Annotated in this window: 17 protein-coding genes and 1 riboswitch; of the genes, 6 read left to right on the top strand and 11 right to left on the bottom strand. The window is 47.6% G+C overall.

All coding sequences use genetic code 11. The features are described from left to right. Positions 1-187: 187 nt before the first annotated feature. The 5 genes from IEW11_RS12040 to rnhA form a co-directional block, all read right to left on the bottom strand. The gene (locus IEW11_RS12040; RefSeq protein WP_188531309.1) at positions 188-919 is read right to left on the bottom strand and encodes a ZIP family metal transporter; all 732 of its coding nucleotides are present in this window, start codon (positions 917-919) and stop codon (positions 188-190) included. A gap of 789 nt (positions 920-1,708) precedes the next feature. Continuing rightward, on the bottom strand, positions 1,709-2,083 hold the full coding sequence (locus IEW11_RS12035) for an antibiotic biosynthesis monooxygenase (RefSeq protein WP_188531308.1): 375 nt from the start codon (positions 2,081-2,083) through the stop codon (positions 1,709-1,711). Positions 2,084-2,134: 51 nt separating this feature from the next. Then, positions 2,135-4,240: a HelD family protein gene (locus tag IEW11_RS12030; RefSeq protein ID WP_188531307.1), complete on the bottom strand. Its 2,106-nt coding sequence runs from the start codon at positions 4,238-4,240 to the stop codon at positions 2,135-2,137. A gap of 211 nt (positions 4,241-4,451) precedes the next feature. Beyond that, on the bottom strand, positions 4,452-4,619 hold the full coding sequence (locus IEW11_RS12025) for a hypothetical protein (protein ID WP_188531306.1): 168 nt from the start codon (positions 4,617-4,619) through the stop codon (positions 4,452-4,454). Between the two features lie 73 nt (positions 4,620-4,692). After that, a complete protein-coding gene (gene rnhA, locus IEW11_RS12020; protein WP_188531305.1) occupies positions 4,693-5,334 on the bottom strand; it encodes a ribonuclease H in 642 nt (213 codons plus the stop codon). Between the two features lie 182 nt (positions 5,335-5,516). Between rnhA and IEW11_RS12015 the strand changes: the two genes are divergently transcribed. After that, positions 5,517-5,669, top strand: a complete 153-nt coding sequence (locus IEW11_RS12015) for a hypothetical protein (protein ID WP_188531304.1) — start codon at positions 5,517-5,519, stop codon at positions 5,667-5,669. A gap of 25 nt (positions 5,670-5,694) precedes the next feature. Then, positions 5,695-6,000: a hypothetical protein gene (locus tag IEW11_RS12010; protein ID WP_188531303.1), complete on the top strand. Its 306-nt coding sequence runs from the start codon at positions 5,695-5,697 to the stop codon at positions 5,998-6,000. A 69-nt stretch (positions 6,001-6,069) separates the two neighbouring features. On the opposite strand, the gene IEW11_RS12005 is transcribed toward IEW11_RS12010, so the two are convergent. The 3 genes from IEW11_RS12005 to IEW11_RS11995 form a co-directional block, all read right to left on the bottom strand. Continuing rightward, on the bottom strand, positions 6,070-6,291 hold the full coding sequence (locus tag IEW11_RS12005) for a hypothetical protein (RefSeq protein ID WP_188531302.1): 222 nt from the start codon (positions 6,289-6,291) through the stop codon (positions 6,070-6,072). Positions 6,292-6,379: 88 nt separating this feature from the next. Next, positions 6,380-6,463, bottom strand: a riboswitch (cyclic di-GMP riboswitch). 264 nt (positions 6,464-6,727) lie between these two features. Then, positions 6,728-8,101 carry a (Fe-S)-binding protein gene (locus IEW11_RS12000; RefSeq protein WP_229725197.1) on the bottom strand — a complete coding sequence of 458 codons (1,374 nt, stop codon included), beginning with the start codon at positions 8,099-8,101 and terminating at the stop codon, positions 6,728-6,730. After that, entirely contained in the window at positions 8,094-9,509 is a 1,416-nt protein-coding gene (locus tag IEW11_RS11995) for an FAD-linked oxidase C-terminal domain-containing protein (protein WP_188531301.1), read from the bottom strand. Before IEW11_RS11995 ends, IEW11_RS12000 begins: the two co-directional genes overlap by 8 nt. 168 nt (positions 9,510-9,677) lie before the next feature. Here IEW11_RS11995 and IEW11_RS11990 point away from each other — a divergent pair, with 168 nt between their 5' ends. Further along, positions 9,678-10,406, top strand: coding sequence for a FadR/GntR family transcriptional regulator (locus IEW11_RS11990; RefSeq protein ID WP_188531427.1), 729 nt, complete (start codon positions 9,678-9,680; stop codon positions 10,404-10,406). Between the two features lie 248 nt (positions 10,407-10,654). Here IEW11_RS11990 and IEW11_RS11985 read toward each other — a convergent pair whose 3' ends face one another. Next, positions 10,655-12,166 carry an ATP-binding protein gene (locus tag IEW11_RS11985; RefSeq protein WP_188531300.1) on the bottom strand — a complete coding sequence of 504 codons (1,512 nt, stop codon included), beginning with the start codon at positions 12,164-12,166 and terminating at the stop codon, positions 10,655-10,657. Positions 12,167-12,319: 153 nt separating this feature from the next. Here IEW11_RS11985 and IEW11_RS11980 point away from each other — a divergent pair, with 153 nt between their 5' ends. After that, on the top strand, positions 12,320-12,865 hold the full coding sequence (locus IEW11_RS11980; protein ID WP_188531299.1) for a DUF421 domain-containing protein: 546 nt from the start codon (positions 12,320-12,322) through the stop codon (positions 12,863-12,865). Between the two features lie 93 nt (positions 12,866-12,958). After that, positions 12,959-14,236 carry an ATP-binding protein gene (locus IEW11_RS11975; protein ID WP_188531298.1) on the top strand — a complete coding sequence of 426 codons (1,278 nt, stop codon included), beginning with the start codon at positions 12,959-12,961 and terminating at the stop codon, positions 14,234-14,236. 72 nt (positions 14,237-14,308) lie between these two features. On the opposite strand, the gene IEW11_RS11970 is transcribed toward IEW11_RS11975, so the two are convergent. Next, the gene (locus IEW11_RS11970) at positions 14,309-15,856 is read right to left on the bottom strand and encodes an acetamidase/formamidase family protein (RefSeq protein WP_229725195.1); all 1,548 of its coding nucleotides are present in this window, start codon (positions 15,854-15,856) and stop codon (positions 14,309-14,311) included. A 655-nt stretch (positions 15,857-16,511) separates the two neighbouring features. Beyond that, on the bottom strand, positions 16,512-17,024 hold the full coding sequence (locus IEW11_RS11965; RefSeq protein WP_188531296.1) for an acyl-CoA thioesterase: 513 nt from the start codon (positions 17,022-17,024) through the stop codon (positions 16,512-16,514). Between the two features lie 127 nt (positions 17,025-17,151). On the opposite strand from IEW11_RS11965, the gene IEW11_RS11960 reads away from it, so the two are divergent. Beyond that, positions 17,152-18,567: a spore germination protein gene (locus IEW11_RS11960; RefSeq protein WP_188531295.1), complete on the top strand. Its 1,416-nt coding sequence runs from the start codon at positions 17,152-17,154 to the stop codon at positions 18,565-18,567. Positions 18,568-18,598 lie beyond the last annotated feature (31 nt).

Genomic DNA, 18,598 nt, shown 5'->3' with positions numbered 1-18,598 from the left:
ACGCCAGCGGCAATCCATACTCCTATAGGTACATCCATATCGAATGGCCTCCTTTTCCTAACCCCCTTTTATTTTACATAAACACAACTAAATATCAATATAAGTCTGTCTCAACGATGAAGCCGCGATAGATCCTGACACGAATTGAAAATAGACGCTCCGCGCTTTCCGACTCGAGGGCATTGGATTATCCAAATAGATAACTAATATAAACCATAAGCAGTAAACCAATGATAAAGGAATAAGTAGAGGATCGTTCATATCCGTGTCCATGGCTTTCAGGGATTAGTTCCTTGTAAACGATAAACATCATGGCACCTGCGGCAAAGGCCAGGCCGACACCGATTAAGGATTGGATATAACCTGCCGTAAAATAGCCGATAAAAGCGGACAGAACCTCGACCAGCCCCGTCAATGTAACGATAAGCATTGATTTTGCTTTGCTTACTTTGGAATTTAACAGAAAAACCGCCAAGATGAGGCCCTCCGGCATATTTTGTGCACCGATCGCAATGGCAACCATCGGTCCCAGCGCCTCGTTCTGGCTTGCATAGCTAAATCCCGTACTCAGCCCTTCGGGAATATTATGAATAATGAGCGCAACGATAACGAGCAGCGATTTGGAATCAAAAGAACTGATCCCCGAATCATTCTCCACGTCAATATGAGGAATATTTTTCTCGATCAAATCCAATACGACAATCCCCAAAAGAAAACCGATCGTCAAAGCGATAATTCCCGACTCTTCGATCGATTGGGGCATTAAGCCAAAGGTTGAGGCCGAGACCATAATACCGGCGGTAAATGCGATCAGGATGTCCTTCCACTTCTCGGACAAACGCTTGATAAACAAGATCGGCACTGCACCTAATACGGTCGCCATAGCGGAAATAAAACTTCCGATTAATGCTGCCTCCATCGTGATAACCCCTTTAACCATGATTGTTAGTAGGATGCTTCCGCATAAATTAACGATAGCACTCTAAACATGGATTATACGTAATATCAATCTTCATGTCATTAGGATTAGATGAAGACGGATGAAGACAGGCACTCCGCTTTTCATCCGGTCCGCTCCGGGCTGGGGACCCCGTATACATACAAGACGCCGGCCTCTCGAGGCCGGCGTCTTAATGCGTTATCGCTATCTAAGATTCGGATGAATTATTTTCGGTTTGCATGTAATTCATGTTCATTTTGATGCAGCTGTTTTACCATGTTTCTGAAGAAATAGCTTTCCTGCACATTCAGTCCCCGCTTATTATGCATCATGATCATATTTCCAATATCCCGTTTCAACATTTCACTCCGACGTCCCAACATTTCAACATAAGTCAATGATGCCAACCTCCTAGTTGTTATGATTCTGATCTCTTATAAGTATAAAGGACAAAGACGATTATGAAAAACCGTGTAAGATTGCTAAGACCATGAAAAATTGCCGTAAGCATTCATGAGCCCGCTTCAGCGGCGCGCAATCGAAAATATCGTGGCTTATACGCTTTATTAGAAGGACATGTGACCGGAAACCGGCGAGGCGTCACTTTGTGCGATTACGTGTCTACGCCTCCGTGGTGACCATTACAGAAATGTCCGTCCGGCGCAGGCGCTGCAACTTATCCACTATTTCAAGGATATGCATCATTTTCCAGCCACCGAAAAAGACACCCCTCAGGGTGCCTCAAGTCATGCAGTAGTACTGCTTCTGTTATTCCCCAGGATGGGAGAAGACGACTTCATGAACCGTTAATTTCGCGCCCAGCATGATGCTCGGGCCGCCTGCCTGCTGGTCTCCGTGACCTTGAGGGCCGCCTGCCGCGGATTGTTGGCCGCCGCCTGCTCCTCCTGCAGGACGAGCATGGGCCTGCTTGAAAGCATCGCTGTTCACCCAAGCGTCAAACGACTCCCGGTTTTCCCAGGTTGTGCACACTTTTAATTCATCATGCTCTTCACCCTCAAGCTTTAACAGCTCCATCCGGATAAAACCCGGTGCATGCTGCACGCCTTTAGGATTTTTGAAACGTTCCGCCACAGCATCGACATGGCCGGTCTTAATCGATATCGTATTCGTAGCTACGATCATGAATCATTCCTCCTTCTCCATTTCTTCTCTATTAGTGTAGCAAAAAGTATCCTACACAATCAAAGGCGATTCCTCTCCTGTATACATGAGCACCAGACGGTGAAGGGCGCGCGTACAGCCGACATACAGCAGCTTCGCATCCTGGGCTGCTGCCGTATACCGCTCCCGGTCCACATCCAGAAGGAGAACCGCATCGAACTCCAAGCCTTTGGCCAGGTGTACCGGAACGACCGAAACGCCGCCGCGATAGGCCCGCTGCCCTTCCGCAATCAGGCTGACCTCTACCCCTCGCTGCTGAAGCGCTTCATACACCAGCTTGCAATCCTGATCCGTTCTCCCGATGACAGCTGTTGTGCTCATCCCCTTTTGGCGATTAGCCGCAAGGAAGTCCTGTATCCAAGACAATCGCTCCGCTTGCTGCAGATAGACCACTTCCACCGGTTCGCCGCTCCGGAATACAGGTTGTGCAGGGGATAAGGAAGTATCGGTATAAGGCAGAATCTTATTTGCGAATTCAATGATCTCGAGTGTCGATCGGTAGCTTTGCTTTAATTCGTGATAAGCGCATTGATCCGGTTCAAAGAGCGCTGACAGCTCCTCCCACCGATGAATTCCCCGATAGGCATGGATACCTTGCGCCAAATCGCCAAGTATCGTGAAGGATGGCTCATTCATGCACGCTTTCAACAGTCCCGCTTGAAATGGGGATATATCCTGCGCTTCGTCTATGACCACATGATCAAATTTGGGTCCATCCAGTCCATGGAAAGCGAGATGAATCCAGGCAAGCGGCGGCAGATCCTCCTGACGGACCACCCGCATCTTCATATCCTTTCTTGTGCTCTCCAAGATCTGCTGCGGTATGCCCTCCTCGCCGATCTGCTCTGCATCCGCAGCTTTGCCCCGTTCGAACAGACTTGCATAGATTGCAACCGCACTGATCTCAGGCAGCTTCTTGGCATATGCGCGCAGCCGTTGTTTGCCTGTTTTGCTTCGGTCCTTGCGGACCTTGGGGTCGGCAATCGTATTCAGCATCATCTCCAGCCAGCGGTTTAACCGGGCAATCAACCTCTCCCGCCGCGCGGCAAGCGGATAATGCCGGTATTCAACATCGAACCATTCTCTGATCGCCTCATGCGGCAGCATCTTGCCATCCCAAGGCTCGAAGCCCAGGTTCGGAAGATAATTCTCTTCATAATGCTTAAGGTTCCGGTCAATCCACAGCTTGAAAGCAATAGAGCCCTTGAAGCGTCCCGGCGTTAAAGCGTTGATGGCGGGCCGCACGCCTGCAAGCGAGAACCACCGCCGGCCTTCTGACTCATCCGATGCCAGCCTCACCTGATCTCCGAGCAGCTCCAGCGCCCAATCGATGAATGTCGTCTGCCGCACATTGCCGACACCGAGTTCAGGCAGCACGCCGGAAATATAATCAAGAAACATGGCATTGGGTGCGAAAATAATCATCCGCTCAGCGCGGATCTGACCTTGATACTGATATAACAGGTAAGCAAGCCGGTGCAGCGCAACCGTTGTTTTACCTGAACCGGCAGCCCCTTGAATAATAAGCGCCATCTGCCGCGGAGCTCTGATAATCCGATCCTGCTCTGCCTGGATCGTAGAGACGATATCGCGCAATCGGTTATCCTTTTTCTCCCCAAGCCGGTACAGTAGAAATTCATCGCTTAAGCCCAGATTGTCGCCACCGCGCACATAGCTGTCCACAACGCGCTGCAGCATTTGCTCGCGAATCGATAAATTGCGCTTTAAATGCACTTCTCCCTGGATTTCGCCTTCCGGCGCCTCATACGTAACCGGCGCTTCTCCTCCTGTAAACGTATAAAATAAACTGGCCACCGGTGCGCGCCAATCGACAATATACGGTTCACTCGTCTCCGTGCGCTCCATTCCCCTTTTGCCGATATAGAGCGGTGCAGCGCCCTGCTTGCCTTCCTCCTGGAAATCAAGGCGTCCGAAATACGGCTCCGCATGCAGTAACTCCAAACGCTGCCGGCCTTCTTCTCTTCTCGTATCCAGCACCTGCTCCACAAAGTCGTCCCCATAATACCGCGAACCAATGCCCGCAAGCTGCCGCCGAATCTCTTCTAATGTCTCATTCAGCCTAGACTGTTCTTCCCGGTAGGCACTTTGAACGTCCATTCAGTTACCTCCTTGCAAAATATAAAATCTTTACTATTTTGACATATCGGGACAAAAAACAATAGACTTATATTTCACTTTTTGATATGCTGTTGTATACGGATATGCCTAAAATACCCCGAACAAATCTATGTAGGGTTGCAAATAACATGATAAAAACCCGGCCCCTATTTGGCCGGGTTTTGTTGATGAAATCGGGAAAATTCACCGCTTATTGCTTATTATTTTTGCTTTTCTTGTTTTCCGCCACAGAAGCCTCAGCTGTTAATATATCCGTTGTATCGCCTTGAATTTCCTCGGCCGCTTCCGCTTGATTATTGAGCTGCTTTTCGATTTGACCAATGCCATGTGCCTGCTGGTGCTGTCTGGATGAGGGCATGCTGACCATCTCCTACCCATTTAATGACTTGCATCCATCAGTATGCGCAAGTTGATACTATTCTATGCTTGCTTTACTTCCGCCCAAAGTCCGCCTTGATCTCTCCCCATTCCTCCGTATTCCATTTCAAAATTTTATTGTTGTAGGTATTGGAATGAAGCCATTGCACCGCACGGTCCGTCAGCTCCCATATTTTCTTTGTTGATTCATTTCGAACCAATGATGAAGCCACCTTCTTGTTCCGAATCCAGCTCAAAGCCGTCCGTGAATCGGTATAGACGGTCTTGCTGCTGCCGATTTTCTGAAGATACGACAGCGCATGGATAATCGCTATGAATTCCCCCAGATTGTTCGTGCCATTCTCAATCGGGCCCACATAGAAGAGAATCTCCCCTGTACGCGTATCGACGCCTTTATATTCAACGGGGCCTGGATTGCCTCTTGTGCCGACATCGACGGAGATGCTGTCATAATCGATCTCTTCCTTGGACAACATTAATGCAGACTGCTTTACAGTCGTTTTCGGACCGCCCTTTCCTTGTCCCCAATGCTTCTTCCAGCCTTCCTTGAATGCCTTTTCCGCCTGCTCCTTCGATTCGTACGATTTGAACTTTGCGTCCTGAAAGCCGCTCACCTGCTTTTGGCATGCTGCCCAGCTGTCGTATATTCCCGGCAGTTTGCCTTCCCAGACTACATAATATTTCTGTTTAGCCATTCCGTAATTAACCGCCTTTCGTTCGAACCGCATATGAAGTGCTTGTCGATATGTAATCAATAGCCATTATGATCGTATCACGCGTGAAAGTACAGTCAAGCATCAGTCAAACAAACGGATAATTCTTTGCACGCAGGGCAAATTATGAAAAGAATAAACTTGACGCCAAGGGGACGATAACGATGGAAAAAACGAAGAAAGATATGATGGGACCCAAGCTTTACAAAGCCGCTAAGAAATATCCGAAGGCCAAAAACCCGATTCTACTTCTCTACATTATTACGCCAATCATCGTTATCATCGGTGCTATTATTTACAACTTTATCAAGCGATAATATCGATACGAAAGAGGTCGCACCCATGGATAAAACAAAATACTATGTGTCTGTTATAGCCAATTCGATACTGGACAATCAGGGAGCAGCTTCCTATGAGCTGGAAATACTGGCCGACGATCAAGATCTCGCCCAGCTGCAAGAGTTGTTTGACGAGAAAATGAAAGCAGAAGAAAGCACGATGATCCGCGCTTCTCTCCCCGGCATCCCTTATCACATCGATGATGAAAATGATAATTACGATTATTATCTGATCGAAATTTATAAAAAGCTGCATGAGCTGGGAACGAAAGAAACTAAAAACCACATTGAACAAATGAACATCATGTGAGCCCACGGAAAGAGGGGAGCATCCACTTAAAAAGCAGCTGCTCCCCTTTGATTTAAAAGCTTTGAACGATTACAGTTCAGATATCACGCTGTCTTTCATCAATAAGTGAAGTGTTTTTAACGGAATTCCCGTCGCTTCATGTAGATCCAGCAAAGAAGGGTTGGGATGCGTCTGCAGATAATCTTTCACCTTCTCAACATCCGCTTTTTGTTCCTCAATGCAAGGATTGCAAAACAAGGATTGCTTCTTCAGAATTAATTGTCCGCATCCAGCGCAGTTAGTAAGGTCCATCAATGCCTTCCTCCTTCCCATCTAGATCAAAAAAATAAAAAAGCTTATCCATGCCAAGCATAGACAAGCTTAAATAAGATCCGCTTCTCTTGGCAACTGGCTGGCATAGTTTGTACCCTTAGCCCCTCTAGCTTTGCGTCATCATCTTTCGATGATTTTGCCTTTATCAGGTTTTGTGAAATTAATACTTATTTAATATTATATCAGATATAATTACTCTCTTCCATTGTTTGGCTGCAAAGGAAGTGATGCCACAAAGACCGTCCCTTCACCAGGCTTACTTATGGCGGCCAAATTAACCACATTAATATTTGCTTTGATTTCTGTCCAGGAAACCATTTAGAACTTTAATTATTAGCTGTAGCAACCTTAATAACACAAAAGATCACTGCAGCGGCACTAAGCCTTTTACAGTGATCTTTTTTACAGCATCATTTTACTTCGAACCGCATCCGCTGCACATTCGCTCATGCAGGAAATCCACGATATGAACCGCCTTCATCCGGTCGCTGAGGCCATGCTGTTCGATACCGTTCTTCATCTGAAGCAGGCAGCCGGGATTGCTGGTCAGCAAGTAATGCGCTTCCGTCGTTTTCACATGCTCCATCTTATGGTCGAGAATTTGCCCCGCCATCTCCGGCTGCACCAGATTGTAGATGCCCGCAGAGCCGCAGCAGCGGTCTGCTTCCATCATCTCCACATACTCCACTCCGGCAACCTGGCGCATTAAACGGCGCGGCGCGTCTGACGAGCGCATGACATTGCGCAAATGACATGAATCCTGATAGGTAATGCGAACGGGCTCGCTGTCCTTCACCGGCTTCTTCGATTCATCCTCGCTAAAGCCCGGCAGACGTCCGTAACGAACGAGCAGATCACTGCAGTCCAGGACACGCTCCGCGAACCATGCCGCACCTTCCTTCCACTCGGGGTCCTCGTGCAGCAGATGGTCATATTCCGTTAATATGGCGCCGCAGCCTCCCGCGTTGGATATGATGTAATCCACGCCGGCGTCTTTAAACACTTGAATATTCCGGCGGGCCAGCGCCCGTGCTCCCTCCGCTTCCCCACTGTGCGCGTGCAGTGCGCCGCAGCAATTTTGCGTGTCGGGAATGACGACCTCGAAGCCCGCTTCCATTAATAATTCCACCGTATGAATGTTCGTCTCGGTAAACAGCACATCCATTATACATCCGCGGAACAGGCCTACAGTTGCAATCTTCTCCCCTTTAGCCGGGTGGCGGGTTCCGATCTGCTCCACAACCCCATGTGAGGAAGCATCCGGCATAATCTTCTCCATGTCCCTCATCGGCTTGGGCAGCAGCTTCATCACGCCAATCCCTCGCGCCAAAGTTCTTAAGCCGGATTTTTGATAGAAGCGTATTCCCTTGCCCAGCCAGCGCATCCGGTTTTGGTTCGGAAACATTAGTTCAAAAGCAGCGCCTCGGGCCAGCTTCACCCACCAGCGGTGCTGCTCTGTATGATCCTCGATCGCATCGCGGGCCTGCTCGATTAATTGGCCGTACTTCACATCGGCCGGACAGGCCGGCTCACAGGCGCGGCAGCCGAGGCAGTGGTTCATCTGCTCCTCGAACACTTCGTCCGGTGACATGATCCCGTCCGCCACCGCCTTCATAAGCGCGATCCGGCCCCGCGGCGACTCCGCTTCGATGCCCGTTTCCCGGAAGGTCGGGCAGGCCGGAAGACAGAATCCACAGCGCATGCAGTTCATCAGCTGATCCTCGTCCAGACGCAGCTTCAGCTTCTCCGCCAGCGGATTTAACCGGGTTTGCAAACTCACATCAGCCACGATCGATCACCACCCGTTTGCGGGATTCTTTGGCAAACATCTTGCCCGGGTTAAGTAAATTCAGCGGATCAAAGCCCTGCTTGATCGCCTTCATCATTTCGATGCCGGCGCTGCCTACCTTCCATTCCAGGAAAGGCGCCTTCACCAGGCCTACGCCATGTTCGCCGGTAATTGTGCCGCCAAGCTTAATCGCCGCCTCGAAGATTTCTTCAAATGCCGCTTCTACACGGTGAATCTCTTCTTGATCCCGCGCATCCGTCGTCGCAGTCGGATGAAGATTGCCGTCACCGGCATGGCCGAAGGTACAGATTTGCACCTGAAACTTCTGCGCAATCCGGTTAATCTCCAGCACCATGTCCGCGATTTTAGAGCGGGGTACGGTAGCATCCTCCAATATCGTAGTCGGTCTAAGCCTAGCCAGGGCCGTGAACGCGCTGCGCCGTGCCGTCATCAGCTTGAGCGCCTCTTCCGCACTTTCCGCTACGCTGACCTGGGCCGCATTCTCACTGTGGCAAATCATCTCGATGCTGGCAATATCGCGTTCAACAGATTCCATGTCCCCATCCTGCTCAATCAGCAGAATCGCCTCCATGTCGCGGGGCAGACCCAGCTTCGCAAAATCGTCAACAACGCGTATCGTCGGATTATCCAAAAATTCCAGCGTTGCCGGTATGATCCGATTCTCGATAATTTTCGATACGGTCCGCGCCGCGCCGTAAATATCCTTATACATTGCAAGCATCGTCTTCTTATACCTCGGCGGCGGGATGAGCTTAAGCGTCGCTTCAGTGATAACCGCGAGTGTTCCTTCCGAGCCGACAAGCAGCTTGGTCAGGTCGTATCCCGCAACATCCTTCATCAGCTTCCCGCCGGTCCGGATAATCTCGCCGCTTGCGAGCACAGCCTCCAGCCCTATCACATAATCCTTCGTCGTGCCGTATTTCAAGCCCCTCAGCCCGCCGGAGCATTCAGCGATATTGCCGCCAATCGTGGACACCGCCATGCTGCCCGGATCCGGCGGATAAAAGAGCCCGAGCCCTTCGACATGAGTAATAAACTGTTTTGTATTCAAGCCCGGCTGCACGGTGGCCGTCAGATTCTCCAAGTCGACCTCGAGAATCCGGTTCATCCTGTGCATCACCATCACAACACCGCCCTGAACCGGCACTGTGCCGCCGCACAGATTCGTACCCGAACCCCGGCTGATCAGAGGGATACGGTAGCGGTTAAGTACCTTCATCACCTCTGATACTTCACGCGTATCCGCCGGATAAATCACTCCATCGGGCAGTGATTGCAGCATCGGTGTCCCATCGTATGAGTGCGTAACAAGGGATTGCATGTCATCCTTATAATCTTCATTGCCAACGATCGATCTCAATTCGCGTTTGACATCTTCCTGCAGCAAGCCGAACACCCCTAACCGAAAATAGTTGCACCTTAATTAATCAGGTCATCTGATGACTTTTGTTGCGATTAAGTATACACTAAAATAAAAGAACACGAAAGCGGATTCGTACAAATGAAGTCCCATAAAAAAGTTCGTACAAAAGGAAGGCGATAGACGGTGGGTACTATGGATGATCGGCCGATGAAAAGCTCCGAATGGGTCATGAATGATATTAAAAAGAAAATCACCCAGGGCCAGCTTTCCCCAGGTGATCGCCTCGCCTCTGTAGTCGATTTGGCGCTGCAATACAGCGTTGGGCGTTCTACCGTCAGAGAAGCTTTAAGCGCGCTGAAAGCGATGGGGATGCTTGATATTAAGCAGGGCGGAGGAACATTTGTCAAAGCACCTCCTGCCGAAAGCCAGCCTATGCACCCCGGACAGCTGTATCAGGATCTCTGGGAAGGACGCGCCGCTTCGCTTCGCCATGTGCTGGAAGTGCGCCGGGTGCTGGAAACGGGCTGCGCCTTGCTGGCCGCGGGCAACCGGACTGAAAGCGATCTCTCGGCGCTTTCAGAGACACTCCAGAGCATGGAGCACAATCTCGAGAATGAATCGTTAAACGAACAGGCGGATGTCCGTTTTCACCAGCAAATCGCAGCGGCAACGCATAATCCCCTGCTCGGCGAGCTGATGGAATCTTTGTCCCAAAAGCTTCATGACAGTATAAAAGATATGCGGGCGCTGTGGTTTTATGCGGAGCGATCGAGCAGCGAACGTTTGCTGCGGGAGCATTACGCGATCTATGAAGCAATCAAGGATGGAAACGCCAAAGAAGCGTCGGCACGCATGGGGCTGCATATCACGAAGGTGGAGCAGGTGCTTGACGGAAAGGTTGCAATGCACAAACCTTTATAGAGTTTACTCTCACAAGGTGCATTTCTGCACCTGGTTGAGACTCATGCGGCGGATTTACTCTCATGAGGTGCATTTTTGCACTAAAATTGCGGCAAACCAACCTTGGGAGCTTGCCATGTGCTTATGGCTCAAAAAAAAGCATCTCATACCACTGTAATTGAAGTGGCATGAGATGCTCGCTCGCCTTTCCTACACTCAACTGCTTACCTTTTATCTACTTCTACTTTTTTTCTACGACTTAATGGTGGCTAGGCCTTGACCAATGGGAGCCGGATTGTTACTTGCGTTCCCTCTCCCACTTGACTTTGTATATCCAGCTCGCCCCCATAGCTGGCAACAATCCGCTTGCATACGACAAGGCCGAGCCCTGTGCCATTCTCCTTCATGGTGAAAAAAGGGACAAATATATTTTTCAACACTTCCGACGGCATACCTTTTCCGGTATCCCTTACCGTTAACAAGACACTATCCCCGACCCTTTCAGTAGCTACAAGCAGCTTGCCGTTCGAGTCCATCGATTCTAAAGCGTTCTTCGTCAGATTCAATACGATTTGTTTGAGATGGTCTTTGGAAACCTCGATATACACCGGTTCCTTCGTCAAACGAATCGACAGCTGCACATTGTACAAATTCGCCTCTGATTCGATCAGAGGAATAATCTCATCAAGAATACTATTGACGTGATTGATCTCCTTAGATGTTATAGTCGGCTTACCGACAAATAACAACTCACTCACAATAGTATTAATTCGATCCACTTCTTTTTGAATTAAGGAAAAATAATATTGATCTTTATCATCTTTATACTTCGCGCTGAGCAGTGACACGAAACCTTTAATCCCCGTAAGCGGATTGCGGATCTCATGCGCCGTGCTCGCAGCAATTGTGCCGATCAGCCGCAGCTTGTCCGCTTCATTCTGGCTTAGCTCCCGTGCCATTTTATGCTTGGACATAAAAGACTGAACCAGCAGAAAGATGATATGCGTCACGAAAAGGCTCAGCAGCAGATTGAATAAAAACGGTTTTAAAATTAAATGGTTATCATCCAGGTTTAGCAGAGAGTTTACTTTCCAAGGCACGGTTTCAAGATTGATCGATGAGCCTACCCAATCGCCCGTATTGCCGATCTCCCGGGTCTGCAGCAGAACCTGTCCACGTTCATCGATGAGCTGGACAGCCTCGCCCCGGACTAATTCACGAATAACGTCCTCCATCACGACTAATTGAACACTGCCAACGAGCATTCCATTGACTTCACCCCATGCATTCATGACCGGGGTCGCAATCGAAAAAATATACCTTCCGGTAATCCTGCCAATATGCGCTTCAGAGATTTGAGTTTTGCCGGTTTCGAGCGCCTGTTGATAGTATGGCCGATCCGTCAGGTTCACCTTGTCCGTCACCAGATTTGAACCTATCGTGATGTCACCCTCTGAATTCACCCAATAAAATCCGGAGAACCGGGGATCCATTGCATGCGTTTCCTTTAACAAATGTTCGATCAGCCGGTCATTTTGCGGTTGGCTGCCCAAAGCCAGTGCCAAGCTCTCCAATCGGCCAATCGTCTCTCCTATAAAGCTTTCAATATACAAGGCATGGAAGCTTGAGTATCGATGGGCCGTTTCTTCTATTGAGGAATATGCATCCTTCGATTTAACGTTCAGATAGATCGCACTGAACATACAAAGCGGCAGAATCACAATCAAACTATATAAGAAAATACTCCTCCTGTTCATAGCTAGTCTCAATTTCTTATACATCGAAAGTAACTCCTTGTGCAGATGAGATATAAAAATATCATAACATCTGGGGTTCGTTGCAACAACAAGTAAAACCTCGGCACACCAAGTATGATCGATGATTCAAGGGGACATAATTGATAACACTTCTTTTTAACGGGGGATGTTTAAAACATGTTCGCTCTGGAAGCATTGATCGTTATTTTATCCGGGTTTGTATTGCTGCGGATTGCAGGAAAGAAAGTCGTCGCTGAAATGACGCCGTTAGAGTTGGTTACAACGCTCGCTGTCGGTACGATAATCGGGCATGCAGTCTCCGAGCACGCCTTATGGAAAACCATTCTCACCATGGGGATCTTTATCACCGTACTGATTGTGTTTCAATCGATCACCCTGAAATCAGACGTCTTTCAAAAAATACTCGTCGGCAAACCCACCATTGTCATTAAAGATGGCATGATATTAATGGAAAATTTATCAAAGCTGCGCATGACAGTTGAACAATTGGAGCTGCGCATCCGGCAGAACGGCATATCGAATCTCTCAGATATCCGTACAGGTACGATCGAAATCAACGGACAATTCGGTTATGAGCTCATCCCATCGGCCAGGCCTGTAACGCAAAAACAGCTCATGAAGCTTTTAAAAGTTGAACCGGCGCCGGAGGAGGAACCAGCAAAACACGATGTGTTTAAACAAGTGCGTAAAAGCCCGAAATAAGAAAGAAAAGTAATAAACAAACAAAAACAGGAGTCATGATCGCATCTGTCGAATCTTGAAGTGTACTATGGCAAAGAGGATGTGACGGCACAGATGAATGATGATCTATTTAAAGACCTGCTGATTAATCTACTGTTTGTTATCCTCCCCCCTTACTTATTCCTGTTATTTGGAAATAAGAAGAATAATTCCTCCATGCGCGCTAAAAGCATCGTTTCAGGCATTGCCGGAAGTATACTCGTTATCCTATGCATGACCTTTCCAATTACGATAATCGATAACCATATGTTTGATCTAAGGCAGATCCCTTTAATCATCGGCTTTTTTTATGTGAGCAGAACAACCGGGGTTATCATATTTATATCCTTAATCATTGCGAGAAGCTATTGGGGCGGTGAGGGGTTCTACGGAGCTCTATTTGTTAATTCATGCCTTATCATTGCATTATTCTTTGTGAGAAGCAAGTTTAATTCCTTACCTGTTCATTATAAATTTTTGTTAACCACTTTGCTTACTTTGTTCTCGTCCATCTTGATCAATCTCTATTTTATTCTCGTTCTGCAGTCCAATGCTGCTGTCGTGTTATTAATCACCTCCGAGTTATTTGTCGTTCAGTCTATTGGACTATTCATCATTATTTATTCCATTGAGAAGCTAAAACGGGATGCCATTATCGAAATGAACCTGCACAAATCGGAAAAAGCCAAAATTGTCAGTGAGCTGGCTGCAGCCGTTTCACACGAAATAAGAAATCCTTTAACGGTTACAAAGGGCTTTTTACAGATTGTGACCCGCCAGCCCCTCCCCGAAATTACGTTAGAGCATCTGAGAATGGCTCAGGAGGAGTTAATCCATGCCGAGAACGTGATTAACGATTATTTAACCTTTGCCAAGCCGGCGCTTGATAATCCAACATCGCTTCATGTCGCCCTGGAAATGAACAAAATCGTCAAGTTTATTACCCCTTACGCCAATATGCAGTCGGTGCAGCTCAATTTATCGTACGACAAGGAGCTTATCGTAACAGGGGAGCCGCAAAAATTCCACCAATGTATATCGAACCTCCTGAAAAACGCCATCGAAGCGATGCCAAACGGAGGCAAAATCGATATCAAGATGGCTCAAGCCGACAGTAAAATGATGCTCATCATCACCGACACCGGTATTGGGATGACCCCTAACGAACTGCAGCGGCTTGGAGAGCCTTATTTTTCAACGAAAGAAAAAGGAACCGGACTTGGCATGATGGTCGTGTTCGGCATCATCCGCTCCATGGGAGGCAGGATCCATGCAACCAGTGAGAAGGGCAAGGGAACGACATTTACAATCGAACTCCCGTTAGAAAACCAGCAGAAAAAAAACATCCCTTAGAAGGGGCCCATCGAGCGAAACTTCACTCAGGCAGGCCTTCTTCTAAGGGAATGGCATTCTAGCTTTTTCTCATTATCTGGACGTTAACAGTTTAGAAAGGTACATCTCTACAAAGTACTCATTGGCCACTGCCACTCCGTTATCAATGTTGACTGGTGTGACAAGCTCGAACGCTTTGCCATTGAAGCTTCCTTCAGTCGAACCGATCTTGATTACAAGCTCATTGCTTCCGTGCGTAGTGGTAATTGTTTTCGCCCTGTTATCCCATGTCAGTTCAGCGCCGATTCTTTCAAAGCTGGTGCGCAGCGATACGAATTTGGTTTCTTTTTTGGCAAAGAGGGTTTTGTCGATGACAGCATGGACACCCCAGTTTCCATCAACCACCTGTGTAACACCATAATCTACAGATACCGACATCAGGGAATAGGCCTCATCTTCCGTTAATCCCATACCCTTCATTAAGAACAAACGCGTCTTATATGCGGCGTCTTTCATCGCTTTGTCTAAAGAGGAGTTGGCATAAATGGCCTTTTGCGCATCTTCACCAAGCTCTGCCAGATGGTTGGCATAGCTGAAGCCATGAATAACCCACTCTTTCTCCGTTTCAAGCAGCGGGAAATTCAAATCCTGCAGCTTACTATTTAAGTTTTCTTTCTTGTGCAGAATAACCTGGATATCTCCTGTCAGCGAGGTTTCAATCGCTGTACCGTTCAGCTCCGAATCGCCTTGAGCCGCGTGCGGATCACCCACGGAAAGCAGCGCACCGGGAACTGCTACAGGATAATACATAGTGCCCCCTTTCCCTACACGCCAATCATCGATATTTCCGCCATAATAGGACGGAGGGATCGAATCCACAACATCCGCTTCTCTCGGCGCTACGCCCATCGTACCGAAATGAAGTCTTACCGGAACTCTTATATCTTTAAGAATGTCATGTTTTTTAACAATGGTATCGGGATCTACGATAACACCGGGATAATCGATCGTTTCATGAACCACGCCGTTAGGATCTGTTTGCGGTGTCCAAGTGTAGCTGAATGCCGCCTTTGCCCAGTCCGTGGAGCCGTCTGATTCCATCTCATAGATCGTGATAACCTCACGCGTCTTAGGCTCTTCAATCATATCACCGTACAGAAAACCCCAGTTCGCAGCTGCATTGGAGCCGTATGTTTTCCCTTCGAACTCCGGATTGCCGCTAGGACGCAAATTCATATCCAGAATACGGACCTCCAGGACATCGCCCGGCTCGGCTCCCTTCACTTCGATCGGTCCGGTGAGTATATGAACGCCGGGTGCCCGATCTGCTTCGTGCTTCTCGTCTGCTGTCCAATGAAAGATATCCTCTACCCCGGCATCTCCTTTAATCATTCTTTCATAATCGTCACCCGAGTGATGGGTTATAGCCTCCACCGTAACGATATCGCCGGAATTCACACTGAGAGCCGGCTCTCCGATCCCGAGGTTCCCCCAGCGGACATTGTCCGAATTAGCGGCAAGGTAATGCGTTTTCGGTTGGTAGGCGTTCTCCTTGGCATAATCAGCGTATACCGGCGCACTTGCCACTTGAAGCGCCAAGCCGCATACTGCCAATGCAGTAATGAATTTGAATTTCTTCATGTAATGTTTTCCCCTCTCCAATTGTGTCTGTTCACTTATGTAACATATAAATCTAGGACTATGAGAATATATCAAATATAGATCAGATCTACAAACCATATGTAACATTTAGTTCCAAAATTATCTATTAGATAACGTTTACATAAAAATAAAGTTATTTTTAATAACATAAGTTGTTAAATTTAATAACAATTAAGCTTATTAGTTATGATAAAACACATAAAACCACCAGCTAATACATTGTCAAGACTACCGCTTAGTGAAGAGATCAGAAATTTGTTATAATGTTTTCGAGCATGACAAATAAACCTCCATATTATGGAAGTCTATGGATATTGGATTCGATTAAAAGTGTAAGGCTGCCTTTTCTTGAGCATAGCGTAGACGTTCACTGCGCAGTCGAATGTTCTTCCGATCGCTGTTGTTCCCGGATTCCCTTGAATGAATAGGACGAGGTGGGAATCCGGGAACAAAGGCGACCGCTGACGCTTCTGCAGAATCATTCGATCTGCTTCGTTTAGGCGTAACCGTTTCTTTTCTAAAAACAAATAAAAAGAAGCCTTTCCTTGTTAACATGTAAGTACGACCAAACATGAACAAAGGAGAGGCTTCTTTTGTACATCGAATATACCATGGACCAGCTTATTTGCCATGGCTATTCCCACGGATATACCGTCAGCAAATAATCCGCAAACTTCTTGCTTTCCTCTCTCCGGTGTTTCCTCATCTCAGCCCTATGCACCGCCGTTTCGAATAATTTTTTCTCCTCCTCTGTCTCCGGCACGACTTGCGGGACGAGCAGCGGTTTATTCTCTTCGTCCAGGCCCACAAATGTTAGAAAAGAAGTCGCAGCAATCTTTCTTTCCCCGCTTCTTAGATCCTCTCGGATCACTTTCACAAATACCTCCATGGAGCTCTTGCCTGTCCAAGTTACGAAAGACTCTAAAGATACCGAATCCGTAGGCCTGATCGGCTGCAGAAAATCCACGGAATCGGTAGAAGCCGTAACGGCTGTAACACGGCACAGCTTGGATGCGGATATTGAAGCGATATCGTCAATATGCGACATTAGCTTACCTCCGAACAAAGTATCATGATTGTTAACATCCGTCGGGAAAACGCGGGAAATTTTAAAGCAACGGGTTTCTTTCACAGCTTTCTTTTCCACCCTATTCACGTCACTTTCTTACAGTTTTTATTCGCTTAGAACATTTTCCCCAGTTCCCGCTTCGTTATGTATAATTTCCTGATTTTTCATCAAAATATGGTTGTGTACGATCGCCGAGGAGGAGAATATGAATTTCTTTCGCTCTAGTGGGAAAAACCGCTTCAACGAGGTGCAAAAAGCATTTGAGAAGTGTGAAGACATTGTATATCGGACATTTCCTCAACTGGATATAACACTGATTTATTTCGATCATCTTGTTGAAAAGCTGGATTTGGACCGCGACGTGATCCGCCCATTGAATCAAGTAACGAAAAACGATCTGCAGGGATTATTTAAACAGTCGCAATTTGAAAGGACGCAAAACGCAGCTGAAACGATCGAAAGCATTTTAAATGGCAAGGTGGCTGTCTTCCATGGGGACGACACTTATGTCGTTAACGCCTATGGCCCGGCTTCCAGAGCGGTTGTAGAATCGGAGACCGAGTCGGTTATAACGGGACCACATGATGCTTTTACGGAAAATTTGAATACCAACCTGGCTTTAATCCGCAGGCGGGTAAAAAGCTCCAAGTTAAAAACAATAAAGCTCTCTGTTGGAGAGATAACGAAGACCAGTGTGTATATTTGTTACATCGAAGGGATCGCGAATGACGGCCTTGTGCAAGAATTGATCAAACGCGTTAAAAATATCGAGACCGACGGCATTTTTGAAGGAAATATGTTTGTTCAGTTTATCGATGAGCATCCCCATTCCGTGTTTCCGCAATTTATCACTTCGGAGAGGACGGATGTCATCGCATCAAAATTAATCGCAGGGAAAATTGCAGGCCTGGTTGAAGGCAGCCCATCCGCATTTACAGCGCCTACTAATTTCTTTGAGTTTTTCTCCTCACCGGATGATTACTATCAGCGATGGATGCTGGGTACGGCGCTGCGATTGCTCCGGTTCATCGCCTTTATCATCACGATTACCTTCACTGCCTTTTATGTTTCCGTAACGACCTTTCATTATGAGATGATCCCGCAAGCGTTATTGTTAAATCTGGCGGAATCACGGAGCAAAGTTCCCTTTCCTCCGTTATACGAAGCGCTGCTGATGGAGCTGACCATTGAACTGCTTCGCGAAGCCGGCGCAAGATTGCCTTCAAAAATCGGGCAAACGATCGGCATTGTAGGCGGTATTGTCATAGGGCAAGCGGCCGTGCAGGCCGGATTGACGAGCAACATCCTGATTATTGCCGTTGCTTCTTCAGCGATTGCATCGTTTGTCATTCCGAGTTACATCATGAGCGCCTCCATTCGCTTGATCCGTTTCGGATTGATTGTGTTGGCCGGAAATTTCGGGAATTGGGGGCTGATGTTCGGAATCGCCTTGATTGTCATTCATTTATGCGGATTAACGAATCTGGGCACCTCGTATCTCACACCTGTTGCCCCAATGAATGCAAATGATTGGAAGGATACGTTTGTCCGTTTTCCATTCTCGCTGCTCGTCAAGAGACCCTCCCAAGTAAAAACACCGAATAAAAGGAGAATGAAATAACTTTATAATAACAGATCAGGAGGTGAGACGG

This window comes from Paenibacillus abyssi (assembly GCF_014640295.1).
GTDB lineage: Bacteria > Bacillota > Bacilli > Paenibacillales > Paenibacillaceae > Paenibacillus_D > Paenibacillus_D abyssi.
The sequence above is the reverse complement of the archived record's forward strand: the minus strand, read 5'-3'. Positions and strand labels throughout refer to the sequence as shown.